Genomic DNA, 19,048 nt, shown 5'->3' with positions numbered 1-19,048 from the left:
TTAAAATGTAACATTAATACCCAAACTATAAGACCTATTTACAGGAATACCCCTTCCACTTGTCTCTGGATCAAATTCATCAATTTTACTATAAATCATAAATAGATTTGTTCCGTTACCAAATATGCTAATTCTTTCTGCTCCTATTTTAGAAACAATAGATTCAGGTATGTCGTATGCGAGATTTAAGTTTTTCATTCGTAAGAAATCTGCGTCTTGCAACCAAAATGTTGAGTTAGCATCTTGACCTGGAGAACCAAATCTAGGCATTGATGCATTTATATTATCTGGGGTCCAAGAATCAACAAATTGTATATGTGCCGCGTTTTCATAGCCTCCAAAATTAAATCTGTTGTTTGCTGGTTGGTAAGCTTGATGTCCTGCAAAACCTTGAGCGAAAGCTTGTAAGCTAAAACGTTTGTAATTTAAATTTAATCGGACACCATAAGATACTGGTGCCGTGCCGGCTGAACCAATATAACTATTATCATTACCATCAATATTACCATCAGGTGTATTCCCATCTGGATCAACTTGAGCGTTCCCTCTTAAATCCTTATAATACAAGGCTCCAATTTGGGGAGCAGCATTATTATAAGTATAACCGGAAGCTATTAAATCATCTAATTGTTCTTGAGTTCTAATAATTCCTAAGGCAGTAAGTCCCCAAATTCTACTGGTTCCATTCCCTAATAATAATTCATATCCTCTTCTCGTTTCTGGTTCGTCCAAACTAGTATATTTATCTTTTGCATAACCCAAATTAAACCCTAGGTCAAAGCTAAAATCTTCACTTAAATTGTCTTTATAAGAAGCTACTAGATCAATACCCTTAATATCAATGCCTCCGTAATTCGTATTTCCTAGCGTTAATCCTGAAGAAGATGGTATAAACTCTTGCCTACTACCATATAAATCTGTTTTTACATTTTTCCAAATATCAAGAGTAGTTGACAACTTACTTTCTAAAAATTGCATATCAAAACCTAAGTTATATGAAGTTTGCTTTTCCCAGGTGATAAAAATGTCTGGCTGTGGCCCAATTGCTGCAGAGTTTGAAGTAGATTCTGATTCTCCAAAAACAGCTCCAGATCCGCCAACATTATAACTTTGAAGGTAGGGAAAATTTGAACTCCCAACATTGTCATTTCCAGTAGTACCTGCAGAAAATCTTACTTTAAGAAAGTCAAAAATAGTATTATCATACATAAAGCTTTCGTCAGAAGCAATCCAACCTAATGAAATTGAAGGAAAGAATCCCCAGCGTTCAGCTTCAGAAAATTTAGTAGAACCATCGTATCTGAACGTTGTGTTTATAAATAATCTCTCCTTATAATTATATCCTAATCCACCAATATAAGAGGCCCTTCCAAATTCACCACCGCCACCATTGGCAAATTGACTTTCCGCAGCTGGGTCTGTAGCGAATAACTGAGTAACAAATTCTGTTTGCAATCCACGTCTTCTACCCCAAAAATTGCGATCATAGCGCTCCCAAACTTCATAATTAAAAAAACCATTAGCAGTGTGATCACCAAAAACTTTATTATAAGCAACTCTTGCATTAAATTGATAAGAATCTTCTTCCGCAGTTCCCTCTTCTAAACTATCAGAATCGGCTCCGTCATCACTTCTTACTCTTACACCTAATATGTCATCTGTAAGAAGAAAACGATTATTAGGATCTACACCAAAAGTAACATCACGCGTTACTTTTTTAAATAAGGTTTGATCTGTTCTTTGATTCAATCTGTTGTAGGTTAAACCTGCAGTTAGCCCCTCTACAAACGGAACTTTATAGTTTACATCAATAATAGCATTGATATTTCTAGCTTTACGCGTATTATTACCCGCACCTCCATCTGCTAAATGCACAGGATTCCAACCGTTAAAGTTTGCTACATATTCGCCGTTGTGAATACCAGGTGCAAAAATTCCAGTCCTATTCGCGGTTCTATAAAAATCTCCAAAATCTTCATCACTCCCATTCCATCTCCAATAAAATTCGTCTCTCACGTCATTATTAGTACTCATGTTCATAGAAACATTTAGGTTTTCTGTGATATCCGCCGCCACATTAGCTCTAAAATTTGTTTTTTTATACTTGAGTTTTGCGAAATCTCCAGTTTGATTAACATAAGATCCCGACATAAAATAGGTTATTTTTTCTGACCCACCTGAAGCTGAAAGTGCTGTTCTAGTTAAAACAGGTGATCCCGAAGCTTCCTCTGCAAAGGTCTGACTCTTGTAGTTTTTAAGATAATCCCATTCGGTTTGGTTCAGTCTCGCTGCGTCATTTGCAGGCACACCATTAAAATCCATTTGACTTTCATTTATAGTAGCTTTTTGAAAAGCATTCATCATTGGGGGAATATTTGTCGGTTCCGTAGTACCAATAGTTTGTGTGAAGTTAATCACAGATTTTCCACTTTTTCCTGTTTTGGTAGTCACTAAAACCACTCCGTTTGCAGCTCTTGCACCGTATACTGCCGCCGATGCTGCATCTTTTAAAACAGTTACATTTTTTACTTCACTAACATCTAATGCGTCAAACAGTGATTTAGTTGCAATTACATTATCAATAACATAAAGAGGAAGACTATTTCCTGCAAAACCACCAGATGTAGCACCTCTTACAGTTATTGCTGAAGTACTACCGGGTTTACCATTACTTTGTTCAATAGTAACCCCAGCTAATCTTCCTGCAATGGCATTACTTAATGACGTCGCTGGAATTTCAGCCATCTCATCGGCTGATACTGTGGCTACTGAACTTGTTAAATTTCTTTTAATCGTTGAGCCATACCCAACTACAACAACCTCATTCAAACTATTCACATCTTCTTCCATTGTTATATTATAAGATGCCTGAGCTCCTACAGTAACATCTATGGTTTTGTAACCAATAGAGGAAAAACGCAGTACTTGTCCGTCATTTGCAGTTATCGTATATTTTCCATCAAAATCTGCCATTGTACCTGTAGTCATACCTACCACTAATACATTTACGCCCGGAATAGGGTTTCCTGATGCATCTACAATGGTTCCACTTATTTCTTGTTGAACTACTAGATTATATACATTTAGGGTAGAACCTGCCTTTAAAGGCGTAAATGCAAACAAAATTAATACTGCTGGCAACATCCTTATGAGGCAAGCATATTTTCGTTGGTACTTTTTTAAGTTTTTAAATTTCATTCTTAATAGGTTTTTGATTGTTATTTATTCTTAGTTAAGGCTACTCCCGAAAAGAGCACAACTTTTAGCATTGGTGTTTTATATCATAAAATTTGTTTTTTAACATTTGAAATAAAGATTAATTAATATAAAGACTAATACCTTACGATTTTACCACAATACACAGTGAAAATCGACCTAAAAGAAAAATTAGGACAAAGTATGCGCTTAAAAAGTGTCCTAATGAGCATTAGGACATGGGCTAACTCCCTAAAAAACCCTTTAAAATAGGGATAAAGAAGCATTTAACTTAAATAAATTTGGACACAGAAACGTTAACCTTGTAAGACTACTTTAGTTTGCTAGAGTAGCCCCTAAATTGAAGCATTATTCCAAAATTGAAGCCCTGTTAAAAGTTACCTAACAGCTCAAAAATAATTTAGATATGGAGCTGAAAAGTAAAAAGAAATTGTAGTTTTTTGATTCGAACTAAAGTATAGACAGGTCATTTAACGGTGTTTCCCAAATGTTATAAGAAGAAGCTAAAGACTTAGAAGTAATAAATAATGGCCCGTTGAAACCGCTGTTACAACAGAAAAATTAAATAGTAAACACTTCCAAATGCTAGCTGGGTTTATTTTGATATTGACTTGGAGTTTTACCTGTTGAATTTTTAAAAATTCTATTAAAAGCCGATTTAGAATTGAAACCACAATCTCCACCAATTGAAGATATAGTTTGTTTTGAATAGTTTGGATTTGTCAGTCTTTGTTTTACTTCCTCTACCCGAAAATGATTGACATAATCATAAAAATTCTTTCCTATCGCATCATTAAGCAACATAGAGAGGTGGTTTGCACTAACTCCCATTTTTTCCGCCAACTGGTTTAAGCTTAATTCCGCATCTAAGTACAGTTGTTCCCTATTCATCAATTGATCCAATGCCGAAACTTCTGCTATAATTTCAAATTCAGTTTCTGGATCCAATATTTTAACCGGTTTTTTAATTTTTCGGTTAAACTCTTTTAGACTGCCACCTTTCCCATAATTTATATACAGTAAATAGCCTAAGACTAGCGTTGATAGAAAAAGTAGGATCCCCATAATTTTAAAAAATTTGCCATTAAAAAAAGACCCTTTCACCAAAAAGTCTAGGTGAATAGCATCTTCATTCCACACCCCATCGCTATTGGCTGATTTTAAATAAAACCGATATTGACCGCTAGGTAATTTAGAATAGCTTGCCCTTGGATTCTCATCAGAAGTAATATTCCAATCTACATCTATACCTTCTAATTTATAGGCATATTCATTGCGTAAAGGAGAGGTATAAGACAAGGCAGAAAATTCAATTTCAAATCTGTTATCTTTTGCCGGCAGTGTAATTAAAGACCCTAATCCTAAAGGGCTTTTAAGAATAATACTACCGTCTAGTTCTTGCCCTTGCACAATTTCATTCCCATCTATAAACAAACCAGTAAAAACCGGTTGTGGCGCTATATTATTTGCTTTAGAATCATTGGGGTTAAAAAAATTAATTCCGGCCGTTCCCCCAAAAAAAAGTGTCCCATCTTTTGTTTTCCATTGTGCATTTTTTCTAAACTTCCCTTTTAACACGCCATCATAGGTTGTATAATTTACAAATTGTCCTTTATTTTCCTTAAACTGAGACAACCCCTTATTGGTAGCAATCCATAAATTACCCGAATCATCTTCTAATATGCCATTTACCTCGTTGTCTGAAAGTCCATCAGCTTCAGTAAATCTTTTAAAATAATACCCTTTGTTGTAGTTAGGATTACCGTCTTCCTTTAATAAATTTAGTCCACCCCCTGAAGTACCAAACCATAGTTGTTCCTTCGTATCTTCATAAATAACAAATACCTCATTATTGCTTATTGAAGTTTTATTAGTCGGCTCATTTACGAACCTTAAAAAACGAATACCATTCCCTTGTTCTTCTAAAAGGCTAACCCCTCCATGGTTCATCCCAATCCAAATCCTTTTTTTACTATCCTGAAAAACTGAATAAATATCGTTCAATGGCAAGGAACCGGTATCGTATTTAGAATAGCTGAAATTTTCAAAACCATAATCCCCATTGCCTTTATCCTTTAACAAAGCAAGGCCTCCGCCGGTACCAAACCACAACCGCCCTAGGTGATCCTCCATAATAGAACGCACAGAATTGGAAACAATACTTTCACTATTGCTTTGATCATTTTTAAACCACTTTAGCAATTGTTTTACATCGTCATACAAAACCAATCCGTTGCTCATGGTAGCAATCCACATTCTCCCTTTAGAGTCTCGGTAAATACTAATAATATGATCCTCATTTAATTGAGATAAAAGGTTTTCGTTTGCCTTAAAATGAATAACCTTAGGATTTTGGTACCCTTCTTCAAAAAGAACCTTATCAATTCCGTTTCGCATACCAATCCAAAATACACCGTCCTTATCTTGGTAAATGGTCTGTACAAAATTATTGCCTAAACTATTACTGTCCTTGGGCAAATGAACCAAACTTTTAAATCTATGCCTTGAAAAATCATAATAATCTAACCCCTCTTGGGTACCAACCCAAACGGTATTTTCTTCCGTAACAAAGATTTCATAGACATCATTACTACTCAATGCTGTGCGATTTACAGGATCTGCACTAAAAGTTTTAAATTGACCACTAGCCCTATTGTAACGCACAAAACCCTCGCCATAACTACCAAATAAGAGATTTCCGTTATGATCCTCTGCTATAGAGTTTAACGATTTACCATTAAAAACTTCTATAAATCTATCCCTTTCAGATTGGTATCTAAATATAGTACTACCGAGGGTTACCCATATTTCTCCATAATCATTGGTATAAATTTCATCCAAATCATAGGCATTAAAGTGACCTCGGCCAAAATCATATGTTTTTAGAACTTTAGACTGCGTAAGATCATATTGCAAGAGTCCTTTGTCTGTTCCTAACCAATAGGTATTTTTTAATCCATTGGCCACACATGCGATCTTATAGTCCTTTAAAACTGTTTTGACTTCAAGACTGGTTGCATCAATAATATAATTATGGGCTTCTGTAGTTGCCCAAACCGTATTATTAGGCCCCGAATATAGATGAAGAATTAAGGTGCTACCAATAGTTTCAAAGAGTTTTTTGGTAGAAAGGACTTCTAACGAAGCTGTATTAATTACACTTAAACCGGTTGTGGTACCCACCCATAACTTATGCTTACTTGCCGCAAGTGCGTATATTTTATCGCCTAGGATACTAGTACTATCCTTTGGACTATTTTTAAAAACTTTAAAACGGTAGCCATCAAACCTATTTAAACCATTTTGGGTACCAAACCATAGAAACCCTTCCGAATCTTTTGTGATCTTCCGTACTTCATTATGCGACAGCCCATTTACGGTTGTTACATGATCAAAGGGATATTCTTGAGACCATGCATAAAAACAAGTAAGGATGAGAAATAATACTAGGCTAAAATATTTTTTTTTCATTAACTGCTACTTTACGCTCTACAATAATAATACTATAAATTTAAGCATTAGCTTAAAATGCAACTAAGGTTTTTTTAGTATGGCATTTCCCGCTTAAAATTACCTATTCTCCAATAAACTTCCAAGTTCGTTTAGCTTAAGACCAAGAATTGCCATTTTTTTTATGGCCTTTATAATCCTTTGTAATTTTACATCTTTATTTACTACTTCTAGGAATTGCTGACTGCAAATTCCCTTTTTATAATCAAAAGTGCTTCTTACATCATACCAATGGTAAGATCCTGGAATCTTGCTATAAATGCGGGCTTCCAAGGGCTTATTCCTGATCTATTTAGCTATATTATCTAGGTGAGTTAATATAGGCCTACTACCACTATAATAGAAGTCGATTTTTTGCACGATTTCAATACTCCAAAGGATTGAAATTCCTATTGCGGATGTTGGGGGTTGGTCTATTAATACCACTATTTTTTTGAGATTTCTCTTGACAACCCATGATATATTTAGGCGCTGCAGGGTTTTAAATGGTCATTGACAACGAACTCCAACTACCGTTCAACCTATGTAACGACCCACCCTTTTCTATCTCATTGAAATGATACGAATTAATCTCTGCTCACAAAATAGGAGCTAAAGTTTTTAATTACAGGTTCTGCATCTGCCTTTATGATTCGCAAACGCAAACGTGTAACCTCAACCGTATCAAATTTCTGAATTCTTTTGTGTCCAATGCTTTCTCCGGTTTCAATGAGAGACCATTTCCCTTTTAAATAACCTTCAATACGATATTCTCTAACCCGCTCTCCCTTGCTAATATCTTCTTGAATTACAATTTGATTTACAGTCGTTGGCTTGTTAAAGCGCATATTAATTGTATTTTCTGTTCCTGCTACTGTAGCCAATGGATTTGAAAATACTCTTTTCAATTCAGTTCCCCATTCTTTTAAACGTATAACATCTGGCTCTGGCAATACACCATCTGGATTAGGTGTTAATCCCATAATCAAGGTTGCATTTCTTCCCACCGATTTATAATACATTTCCATGAGGTTTTCAACAGGAAATAAATGACCGTCGTCATCGGGCTCCCAAAACCATTCATGCCTACCGTTATACCCTCGTAACGGGGCATCTGCCATAGCCGGCACCCAATAGCTACCGTTAACATCGCCATGTTTTAATAATTTAAAATTGTCTTTCGCAATATTTGCCTTGGCACTTTCTCCGGCGCCTGTTGCAGGGTAGGTAAAGGTTGACCAATTTGGGTAGCCTACAATACCGGATTCTGATCCGCCCCAACGGGCTTCTGCCAGCTGACCATTGTGATAAAACAAACAATTGGGTTGGTATTGACGAACGATTGGCAATACATCGGGCGCTCCATTTTTAGGATGGTCTGCCCCACCATCGAACCAAATCTCAAACAATTCCCCGTAGTTGGTACAAATCTCTTTTACCATACCTTCTACCATTTTATTGTACCACTTTTGTCGATTCTCTTTAAATGCACCTTCTCCGTTAACCTTAAAATCATGCACCCCCATAAAGGAGTTCCATCGGATTCCCAAATAGATCCCTGGCTTAATACCGTATTTTCTACAACTCGCTATAAAATCAGCTACCACATCTCCTTTACCATCTCGCCAATTTAATGCTTTTACGCTATATGGATTTACCTTGGATTGAAACAATGCAAAGCCTGTTTCATGGGTTGCCGTTAAAATAGCAAAGGTTGCCCCAGCGTCTTTTGCTGCCTTTACCCACTGGTCTGTATCTAACTTTTTTGGATTAAAAATTTGATAATCAGCAATAGGGTCAATGCGATTATTGCCTTGCCCATATTTAATACCATCAAACACGTGCAAATCATAATGAAAAACCACACCTAACTCTGCTTCTTGCCAAGCCAATTGTCGTTTGTTGGGTTTGGGTACATCATTTTTTTCAATAGGTATAAAAACAGTATAGGATTCATCGCCTTTTTTAACAGCAACCGACAATACTAAAGGCACACCGTTTTCTTCATAAATAAATGGACGTTCCATTCTACCCGGTACTAGTACAGTACCGTCTTCCATGGTTATGTCTTTTGTTTTTAAAATATATTCATTGGCTTTCTCCCAGTCCACTCCATTAGAAGAAGTCACCATACCAATATAGGTGTGGGCGTGAAACACACCATAAAAACGTTCCCGAACCTCATCATACCAAATAGACATATCTTCCGTATCTAGGTAATCTATAACTGGTTTTTCTTGAATAACAAAAGGCCCCGCTGGCTTGTCTGCAATAGCAATTGCCTGATTTCTAACAAACTTAGTTTCATTAGGCTTGTCTCCCTTTACGACCAGATAATACTTTCCGTCTTTGCCTCTATCAATTGCCGGGTTTACCGTAAGAGTAGTAATGGGACCTCCAGGTTCTATTAGCGGTTTATCTATTCTTTTCCAAGGGCCATTTAATGAACTGGAAACAGCTACTCCTGTTCGCTGATTGGGACGTAAAATTTTCCAATTAGAATGATTATACCCGACTTTGGCTGTTTCAACTAAATCTTCTTCCGTATAGGTGTTTTCGCCTAAATTAGTACTGATATAGTAGAGGTAGTACTTCCCTTCAAAATGTTTTATCTTCGGATTGTGGGCTGTAATTGCATCCCATGATCCATTCCTGTTTCCTTTTAAAACCGTTTCCTTATATATCCACGGGCCATAAGGATTTTTACTTGTTGCATGTGCAACCTCAGAATGTGTTAACCAACCTCCAAAACCATATTCTTTTTTCCAACGTGCATAAAAATTATGGTATTTTCCATCCTTCCCTTTTACAATGGATGCACCCCAATTGTAATAGCCTTCAGTTTTAAAAATATTATCCTCAGTGACATTTTCAAACCGATCATATACAAACAAATCATCTTCTTTTGTTTGACCAATGGCAAACGAAAGACTGAAACAAAGAAGGATAATACATTTAATTTTCATTCTATAAGTATTTTAAGGAACAATAGCATCTGGCAAGGCCACCTTGATCCCTGTTTTTTTAAGCGATGGCATCTGTGCATCTACTTTACGCAAATGATCTGATAAAATTTTGGCTAACTCCTTTACTTTATCAGTATTGGATTCCACTAAATTTGTTACTTCACCAATATCTTCTTTGATATTAAAAAGCTCCATCCGGCTATCTAAATGGTAATACACAAGCTTATAATCTCCAAATCTAACTGCACTTGAAGCGCCTATTCCTGGCCCTGATGGCCCCCATTCATTGGGGTAATGCCAAAATAAAGGTCTATTCTTTACTATTGCTTTTTTATTATTCAGTACAGAAACAAAACTTATTCCGTCTACAGTTTGAACCGTTTTTGGACTTTCTACACCTGCTATTTCCAAAATCGTAGGATAAAAATCTTCTATAATTACTTTTTCATCCGTAACCGAATTTGGTTGTACTTTTTCAGGCCATTTTACCAACATTGGCTCTCTAATTCCGCCCTCATAAACAGAACCTTTACCACTGTTTAAGGGTTTGTTATGTGTGTTTGGTTTACCACCACGCCCATGTACACTTAGTCCTCCATTGTCTGACATAAATAGAAGGATCGTATTATCTGAAAGCTTATTGTCATCCAAATAATTCATAATATCGCCTAAACTCTTATCCATACCTTCTATCATAGAAGCATATTTAGCTTCTTTAGGATCTAAACCAATATCCAAATATTTTTGAACATACCTATCATCCCCATATAAAGGTGTATGTATCGCATAATGCGCCATATATAAAAAGAAAGGTTGCTCAGCCTTTACGGCATTATCCACAGACAACAAAGCTTCTTGCGTTAGTGCCTCAGTTAAAAAAATATCTTTTCCGTGGTATTTTTCCAACCCAGGCACTGCCCAAACTTCTTTACCATTTTTTCCATTTCCAAAATTTTCAGTTCCCAAATAGCTTTCTGGTGCACCTGCAGCATGTCCTGCTATATTTACGTCAAAACCTAAGTTTATGGGATTAGCTCCCGGCGTTCCAATGGCTCCAAAATGAGCTTTTCCTGAGTGAATAGTATAATAGCCGGCTTCCTGTAACAACTGAGGTAAGGGTGTAGCATAAACCGCCTTGTCTATACCTTTTACCGGACTCAACCCATTGACGTTCCATTCCGGAAATTGTAATTCTTTATGGTTGGTTTCCATAGGCTGCAAAGCATCCTTTTTAAGGGTCCAATTGGTAACTCTATGTCGTGCAGCATTCATCCCAGTCATTAAACTCACCCGTGTTGGCGAACATACTGCCGTGGCATAAGCCTGGGTAAATTTCATTCCTTCTTTTGCCAAACGCTCCATATTTGGGGTTTTGTACAAATCATTAAAGGGCGTGCGTTTGTTCCAAAAGGGCACAGAAGTATCTTGCCACCCCATATCGTCTACAAAAAACAAAATAATATTTGGTTTCTTTTCAACAACTACTTCTTTCTTTTCTTGCTTGCAGGCAAAAAAAAATAAAAAGCCTATGGCACTTAGGATAAATTTATTTTTCATTTTCAAAAACTTCAGTAATATTCTTTCCTCTCCAAAATTCTGGGGTTTCCAACCCTAGAATATGAGCAATGGTAGCCGCAGTATCGTAGGTAATAATGGTAGAATTCAATTTACCTTTGGCCTGAATATTGCTTCCATAAATAATCCATGGAATTTCCATTTCAACTAGTGTTTTACCACCATGTCCTTTGTTTACACCACCATGATCCGAGCTAAACAAAATAACCGTATCCTCCATCATATTGGCAGCCTCTAGTCCTGCTATTATCTTCCCAATTAACCGGTCTATATTTTCAGCCGCTGCATAATATTCTTGAATATCGTGTCCAATTGCATGGCCTGTATTATCTGGTTCTGAAAAATGAACAAAGGTAAATACAGGCTTTTCGTTAGTGATAAACTCCAAAGCCGTTTCCATTGTTTCTTGGTCCGATGCACCATTGACATCCATATCCACCATATTTTTTTCAAACAAATAGCCGATACCACCCCAAGTATAAATTACACCTTTTTTTTCGTTGGGTACTTGCGTTTCGAGCAAGCTAAAAAGTGAAGGGTAAATGCCTCCCTTACCAATTACACGAGATGGTATTTCTGGTGTTTTACTTCCCCATTCTGTAAAGCCGTGCAATTCTGGAGGAGAGCCCATAATCATGGATGCCCAATTAACAGCACTGGATGATGGCAAAACTGACCGAGCTTCTAAAGAATAAGAGCCCTTATCCATCATTTTCCTTAAATTAGGGAATTTTCCATTTTTAAAAGCATAAGCTCCAAAACCGTCTGATCCGATAAGAATAACATGTTTTGCAAGAGGCTTTGTAATTGTATCTATAGCGGTAGATTTACAGGATAGCATCAACATTGATCCACAAAAAATCAATACATATATTTTTAACCTACTCTTCATTTTTATTTATTTTAATTACTTTCTATAACTGAGCCATCTTCTCGATACAAATCTACTTTACCATCTAGCATTACCGCAAGAACCGTCATGTTCTTGTCTAGTACGTAGTCCGGAACTTTCACATAGGCAATTCCTGGGTAGTGGCTCCAATATATCTTTCCTACAATTTGATGGGATAATTTTGTTCCTTCCCCAACGACATATATGCGATTAATTTTATTCTTTAACCCACGAATAACAACTTCTCCATTGGGGTTTCCTTTTACAAATAAGTATAAAATTGTTTGATCTTTAGACAAGGTGGATGGCCCGTAAAAATGTTCTTTTGGAATACCAGCTATTGTACCATAAATAGCTTCTTTATGTTTGTTTGTCCATCTTCCAAGTCCTTTTAATACTTCAACTTGTTCTTCAGGAATGGAACCATCTCCCCTTGGTCCAATATCTAATAATAAATTGCCGCCATTGCCAATTACATCTGCAAAAATTCCGATGACCTGATCTGTGGTTTTATAATTATGATCGTTCTTTTGATAGCCCCAAGAATCATTCATTGTCATGCACAGCTCCCAGTATTTATTTGTAGGTCGTGTAATGGGCATTCCCTGTTCTGGCGTTGCATAATCACCATGTTCACGGAGTCTTGAATTTAAAATTGTTTTGGGATTCCTATCCAAAAGCATTTGTTTCACTTTTGGTGCTTGCCATTCTTCGGAGTTGTGTTCCCAATCACCATCAAACCAATACAGGTCTGGATTGTAATTATCGGACAACTCTTTTAACTGTCCTTGGTAATAGGTTAAGTACTTCTCCCAACGTTTGGGTTCTGCTGATACTTTATACCGAATTGAATCTCTAGTAAAGTGCGTATAATCATTATAAGACCAATCTGGCAGCGAAAAATAAATCCCAACCTTTAGTTTGTTCTTCCGCAATTCCTTTACAAAGGGTGTTAAAACGTCTTGTTTCGCAGCAGAACCCATTGTAGCATTAAGGGTTCCAAATTTTGTATTCCACAATGCAAAACCATCGTGATGTTTAGATGTGATGACCGAGTATTTTGCACCACTTTCTTTAATAAGTTCAACCCAGGCTTTTGGGTCGTACTTTTTTGCAGTAAAACCATTGGTTTGTTTCAAATAATTTGGATGAGAAATGTAACCATTATAAAAAGACCAAGACTCATCAATTCCATTAACGGAGTACAGACCCCAATGTATAAAAACACCTAATTTAGCATCTTTAAACCATTGCATTTTTTCTTGCCGCTGCTGAACGGAATCAATTTCTTGCCCATGCATACCACAAGTAGCAAAGGCGAAAATCACTAATACATATTTTTTAATCATATTCATAAACCTATTTTAATTCTATTTTAGTTGGACAAAGTTTTTATCCAATACAATTTCAACATTTGCCTTTAGATCAACCTCTCCATGCTTACCATTGTATATTAGCTTACATGTTTTATCTTCTTTAGATTTCAGGCTAACTGTCACAAGGGTTCCTGCTTTCCACGCTATCCCAACTTCTATATTGCCCCGAGCCTTTAGGCCTTCAATATTTCCTGATTCCCAGGTAGTTGGCAAGGCTGGTAAGATTCTAATAAAGCCTTCATGAGATTGCATTAATAGCTCTGCCACACCAGCAGTATATCCAAAATTTCCGTCAATTTGGAAAGGAGGGTGTTCATCAAACAAGTTATCAGCTATAGATCTTTGAAGAAGTTTAATAATATTCTCTTGGGCAGCGACAGAATCGAGCAAACGTGCATTGGCATTTATCATCCAAGCTCTGCTCCAACCCGTTCCTGCACCCCCATGCTCTAACCTATAATCAATAGTCTTTTGCGCAGCAGTAAAGGCTTTGCTGTCTTTCTCCGTTATTGTATTACCAGGATGAAGTGCATACAGATGAGACATGTGACGATGACCTTTTTCAGGCTCATCATAATCGTCATTCCATTCTAAAATGCGCCCTTCCTTACCTACAACAACTCCAGGAAATAACTTTTCCCGTTTGGACCTTACCTCTTCGGTAAATTCATCCTCAATTTTTAAAATTTTTGCTGCGGCTAGGGTATTGTCAAAAACTTCAGCAATAATTTGATGCCCCATAGCCGCTCCATAAGAAATGGCAGCTGGCTTGCCGTCCTTAGCCCTATATGAGTTTTCAGGGGAAGTTTCTGGGGTAGACACCCATTTTTGAGCATCCTCATCCCAAACCAACCAATCGTTATAAAAGGCAGCTATTGATTTAATATAGGGATAGGCTCTTTCTTTTAAAAATGTTTCATCCTTAGTGTACATATAGTGTTCCCAATAATGTTGCCCTAACCAACCACCACCGTGAATCCAAGCACCCCAATACGGCTGGGGAGCACGCATCCATGCCGGTGCCCACAAATCTGTTGCCTGGTGCATTACAGCCCCTTCCATTCCATATTGTTCTTTAGCAGTTAGCTTACCCCTTTCTAACAAACGGTCAGAAAAATCAAACAAAGGCTGGTGCATTTCACTTAAATTAGTTACCTCTGCTGGCCAATAATTCATTTGTAAATTAATATTTAGATGGTAATCTGCATTCCATGGTGCTTCTATATGGTTATTCCATATCCCTTGTAAATTGGCAGGGTTTGTTCCTGGTCGAGAGGATGAAATTAATAAATACCTTCCGTATTGAAAAAGCTTAGCTGCTAGGTCTGGATCATTTTGCCCATCTTTAATGCGCTGCAACCTTTTATCTGTAGGTATCGTATCTAGCTCCTTACCTCCCAAATCTAATGTTAACCTCTTGTAATATTTTTGGTACTCTTGAATATGGTTATTTTCAAGATCTTTATAGGTCTGACGGGTAGCCTTTTCTAAAACTGCTGTATTTTTAGCCTCGTAATCGGTATTATAAAATGAAGTAGCTCCAGAAATTATAAGTGTGGCTTTTTTTACGCCACGCAGTACTAGTTTACCATTTTCAGCGGTGACAGTGCCTTCTTCATTTTTTACGGACAGCTTGGTTTCAAACTTTACACCGTAATCTATTGGGAATGGTTCATTCACTTTTTTACCCCCAAATTGGGTAACCATGCCTTTCATACTTATTTCAGTATTAGAAGGTGTAGTTATAGCTACCGTTTTATGTCCCTTGTCTTCAGGTCTATTTAAACGCAAGTCAAAATTCATCCCTACTTCCGCATCCGTTTCCAATTGAATAACCAATGCATCATCTACAGCTGATGAAAAAACTTTTTGGGAGTATGTATTCCCTTCAGAGGTATAAGTAACGCTTGCTACGGCTTCATCTAAACTTAAAGATCTACTATAATTTTCTACCTCTTTTTTATCTTGAAAATCAATAAACAAATCGCCCATTGTTTGATGAGATCGCACAACTGTTTTGTATGAGAACCGCTCTATAATAAGTTTATCTACTTGATGAGCATCGCCATTTTTTAACAAGGTTCGTATCTCTTCTAAATCACTTGCATTCCCAATTGAATTCCCCCAATCTGGACCTCCAGGCCACATAGAGTCCTCATTTAATTGAATATGTTCATTCATAGGGTCTCCAAAAACCATTGCTCCCAAACGACCATTTCCTACAGGTAAAGCCTCCATCCACTTTGAAGCTGGCGCACTATACCAGATTGTATTTTTTACTTCTTCCCGCTTCTTTGTTGTGCTGCACGAAAAAAACACCATCAAAAACAACCCAAGTACACTAATTTTTATTCTCATTGATTCTTACTTATTGTAAATTAATATCCCATGTATCTGTTCTAAAAGCCGTTGCTGGCAATCCTTCTTTATTGAACAAATTAGGCTCAGCAACATCAGAAAATGCAAAACGCACTGCCACTGGATCTTTCACAGTTTTAGAGGTGACTACTACCGTATTTCCAACAATTTTTGCCTTGGCTTTCTGAAATTTTCTATCGCTTCCAGCGATGTAAAAATCTGTTAATTCTTTTCCTCTTTGCAGTAGTCCATGCTCAGAGTGATCAAAACTGAGCACAATTTTTCTTTTGTCTATTATCATAGATTTATAAATCGGTCCCGAATATTCTATATCATCCACTCCATAATCCTTAGCTAAAGCCCACAAGGCTAGCCGTCTGCCTACTTCTTGTTTTTTAATTGGGTGGATATTTTTTAAATTTCCAATATCATTGGTAACTACCATTCCCGATTTAGGAACTGTCAGCATTGTTTGTAATTGTGCATCCCTTACCACAGCGACATCAATATCTTCAATAGTTTCATATTTAAAGGGAGCTAATTGCACGAAATAAAACGGAAATTCTGTACCCCATTTTTCTCTCCAGGAGTTTATTAGTAATGGAAACGATTTGTAGTATGAATTTGCATTTACACGATTGGTTTCTCCTTGATACCAAATACATCCTGCAATAGTAAAGTTTACAATAGGATGTATCATTGCATTATAAGCGTCCCCTGCATTGCTGGGTCGCGAGACATTGGAAGGAACTTTTTTCGCAGCTTCTCTTAATTCTTCATCCTTCTCAATAAGCGCTTTATCTATCCATGTTTCTACCGGCGTTCCTCCCCAGCTCGAATTGATTAAACCCACAGGCACCTTTAAATCTTGATGTAGTTTTCTACCAAAGAAATAGGCTACAGAACTAAAATACTTCATAGTTTCTGGCGTGCACTCTACCCATTTACCTAAAGTTTGCTCTTGAGGATATTGGGCCGTATGTCTTTCTACATGAAAAAAGCGAATGTTGGGATAGTTCGCATTTATAATTTCTTCTTCGGCATTTAATAAACCATTAGAAGGGGTCCATTGCATATTGGACTGTCCGGAGCCCAACCAAACCTCACCAATCAATACATTTTTAATTACGATTTCTTCATGCCCCTTTACCGTAACAGTATATGTGCCACCTCCTTTTGGAGTAGGCAATTTAGCGGACCACTTTCCCTGAATTGCTTTAACGCTTATGGGTAAATTATTCCAAGACCCTGTAATGGTAATTGTTTCGCTTGATGCTGTTGTCCAGCCCCAAATAGTTACCTCTTTTTGCTGTTGCAACACCATATTGTCCGACAAAATTGATGGCAACCACAATTTGGCAAAACCATTTTGGAACACTAACAAGAGCAGCAGTAACCCGATGTATTTTTTCATTTTTTGTTTATTAAAATCCTTGGAATATACATTCCACAAACCACATTCGCCTTAGATTTTAGATGAACGCCATCTGTAGTGTAATAAAGGGCATTCTAAACCCTACCACATCAATAAAATTAAGCCGTATAATTTGCAAAAAAGAACGAAACAAACCTTGTGTTGAAAATAGCAATTTCAGAATTTTAAATCCTTAATTTTTAATCAAATTAGTTTATCAAATAACGATTTTAAATCCAATTCATCACCCATTTCCTTTTGCAATTCCATTAAATCTGCAAAGAGCGTTTTCAATTTTTTGCTATTTTCTGGTTGTTCTGCAATATCTTTCAATTCTTTAGGATCCTTATTAAGGTCATACAACAATACCTTTTCAATTTTTGGATACACAATTAATTTGTAACCATCTTTGCGAATCATACGCTGAGAGTTTTTTTGGTAAGTACCATATATGCCGTTGTAATTACTTTTTGTTTTGTTGCCTTTTGCAAAGTCTAACAAACTATGAAATTCAACATAATCTGGCTTTTCTATACCCGCAATTTCTAAGGCAGATGCCATAACATCTTGCAAATAAACATCGGTTTCTACTTTTTTACCTTTTGGAATATCAGGACCAATAACCATTAAAGGGACGCGCATACTATGATCAAACATATTTTGTTTTCCCATTAGCCCGTGTTCACCAACAGACAATCCGTGGTCTGCCGTGTAAAAAATATAAGTATTGTCTAATTGGTTATTTTCTTTTAATCTCGTGATAATCTGCTTCAACTGATCATCTAAATGCGTTGTGATAGCATAATACTCTTGCCTGTTAACCTTAACTGCATATTCGGTTCTCGGAAACGGAGCTAATGCCTCATCGCGTAATTTACGCCCTGCACCCATTTCTTCAGCATATGGATATTCAGGCAAATGACTCTCAGGCAAGGCAATCTTATCTAAAGGATACATATCTACGTATTTTTTAGGTGCTTGCCTTGGATCATGCGGTGCGTTAAAAGCTACATACATGAAAAACGGTTTTTCCCTATTCTTTGCGCTATCTAAAAAGGCCACAGCATCTTCGCGTATCATTTCGCTCCAATGTTTGCCACCTTTCCAATAACCGCCAAATTCCGTTTTCCAAGGTTGCCAAAGGGTGTCTGTTTCACTCTTTGGTCTACTATAGCCTTCAGGAACTTGATTGGGCATTCCAGGAAGTACATGTGTAACGTGATTAAAAATAGAATCGGCTTTTGCACTAATATGCCATTTGCCACTCATATAAGTTTCATAACCTGCGCTCTCCATAAGTTTAGACCAGGTTTTATCTGTTTGCCTATTTTTCTTATACTCGTCAGAAATTTGTTGTGCTCGCCAAACAGATCTTCCACTAATTATCATTGCTCGAGACGCTAAACAAATAGCTCCGTTCCAGCCACCCATATTGTAAGCGTGGGTAAATGTGGTTCCTTCGGTAGTAAAAGAATCCATTGTTGGGGTACTAATTTCAGGATTACCTAAAGCGTTTACTGCTTTATAACTTTGATCGTCTGCAAATAAGAAAATAATATTAGGCTTCTTCCCATTGGTTGTATCGGCATTTTTTGTGCTTGTAGCACCTTCCTTACAACTCATAAAAGTTAGGACTATAACGAGTACTGCAATTGCTTTTATATACATTTTCATATGATTAACGATTATACCTTATTTTAATTTCCAAAGTAAACAAAACTACTTTTAGTCTGATACCAATTTTACGCGAGTGTAACTTCCC

Annotated in this window: 9 protein-coding genes; all 9 read right to left on the bottom strand. The window is 36.8% G+C overall.

Features of this window, described 5'->3' with window-relative positions; genetic code table 11:
• A complete protein-coding gene (locus MWU65_RS03880; protein WP_247075855.1) occupies positions 1 to 3,198 on the bottom strand; it encodes a TonB-dependent receptor in 3,198 nt (1,065 codons plus the stop codon).
• A 603-nt stretch (positions 3,199 to 3,801) separates the two neighbouring features.
• A complete protein-coding gene (locus MWU65_RS03875) occupies positions 3,802 to 6,687 on the bottom strand; it encodes a two-component regulator propeller domain-containing protein (protein ID WP_247075854.1) in 2,886 nt (961 codons plus the stop codon).
• A gap of 605 nt (positions 6,688 to 7,292) precedes the next feature.
• Entirely contained in the window at positions 7,293 to 9,671 is a 2,379-nt protein-coding gene (locus tag MWU65_RS03870; RefSeq protein WP_247075853.1) for an alpha-L-fucosidase, read from the bottom strand.
• A 12-nt stretch (positions 9,672 to 9,683) separates the two neighbouring features.
• Entirely contained in the window at positions 9,684 to 11,228 is a 1,545-nt protein-coding gene (locus MWU65_RS03865) for a sulfatase (protein ID WP_247075852.1), read from the bottom strand.
• Positions 11,218 to 12,138 carry an alkaline phosphatase gene (locus MWU65_RS03860; RefSeq protein ID WP_247075851.1) on the bottom strand — a complete coding sequence of 307 codons (921 nt, stop codon included), beginning with the start codon at positions 12,136 to 12,138 and terminating at the stop codon, positions 11,218 to 11,220. Before MWU65_RS03860 ends, MWU65_RS03865 begins: the two co-directional genes overlap by 11 nt.
• An 11-nt stretch (positions 12,139 to 12,149) precedes the next feature.
• Positions 12,150 to 13,493 carry an alpha-L-fucosidase gene (locus MWU65_RS03855; RefSeq protein ID WP_247075850.1) on the bottom strand — a complete coding sequence of 448 codons (1,344 nt, stop codon included), beginning with the start codon at positions 13,491 to 13,493 and terminating at the stop codon, positions 12,150 to 12,152.
• A 15-nt stretch (positions 13,494 to 13,508) separates the two neighbouring features.
• Positions 13,509 to 15,872, bottom strand: coding sequence for a glycoside hydrolase family 95 protein (locus tag MWU65_RS03850; protein ID WP_247075849.1), 2,364 nt, complete (start codon positions 15,870 to 15,872; stop codon positions 13,509 to 13,511).
• Between the two features lie 10 nt (positions 15,873 to 15,882).
• On the bottom strand, positions 15,883 to 17,286 hold the full coding sequence (locus MWU65_RS03845; protein WP_247075848.1) for a sialate O-acetylesterase: 1,404 nt from the start codon (positions 17,284 to 17,286) through the stop codon (positions 15,883 to 15,885).
• Positions 17,287 to 17,490: 204 nt separating this feature from the next.
• Positions 17,491 to 18,960: a sulfatase-like hydrolase/transferase gene (locus MWU65_RS03840; RefSeq protein WP_247075847.1), complete on the bottom strand. Its 1,470-nt coding sequence runs from the start codon at positions 18,958 to 18,960 to the stop codon at positions 17,491 to 17,493.
• Positions 18,961 to 19,048: the final 88 nt, after the last annotated feature.

Origin of the sequence: Cellulophaga sp. F20128, assembly GCF_023015805.1 — a bacterium.
Lineage (GTDB): Bacteria > Bacteroidota > Bacteroidia > Flavobacteriales > Flavobacteriaceae > Cellulophaga.
The sequence above is the reverse complement of the archived record's forward strand: the minus strand, read 5'-3'. Positions and strand labels throughout refer to the sequence as shown.

Coding starts and splice junctions, on each gene's coding strand:
- MWU65_RS03875 (WP_247075854.1), bottom strand. CDS start 6,687: ATGAAAAAAAAATATTTTAGCCTAGTATTATTTCTCATCCTTACTTGT.
- MWU65_RS03860 (WP_247075851.1), bottom strand. CDS start 12,138: ATGAAGAGTAGGTTAAAAATATATGTATTGATTTTTTGTGGATCAATG.
- MWU65_RS03880 (WP_247075855.1), bottom strand. CDS start 3,198: ATGAAATTTAAAAACTTAAAAAAGTACCAACGAAAATATGCTTGCCTC.
- MWU65_RS03865 (WP_247075852.1), bottom strand. CDS start 11,228: ATGAAAAATAAATTTATCCTAAGTGCCATAGGCTTTTTATTTTTTTTT.
- MWU65_RS03845 (WP_247075848.1), bottom strand. CDS start 17,286: ATGAAAAAATACATCGGGTTACTGCTGCTCTTGTTAGTGTTCCAAAAT.
- MWU65_RS03850 (WP_247075849.1), bottom strand. CDS start 15,872: ATGAGAATAAAAATTAGTGTACTTGGGTTGTTTTTGATGGTGTTTTTT.
- MWU65_RS03855 (WP_247075850.1), bottom strand. CDS start 13,493: ATGAATATGATTAAAAAATATGTATTAGTGATTTTCGCCTTTGCTACT.
- MWU65_RS03870 (WP_247075853.1), bottom strand. CDS start 9,671: ATGAAAATTAAATGTATTATCCTTCTTTGTTTCAGTCTTTCGTTTGCC.
- MWU65_RS03840 (WP_247075847.1), bottom strand. CDS start 18,960: ATGAAAATGTATATAAAAGCAATTGCAGTACTCGTTATAGTCCTAACT.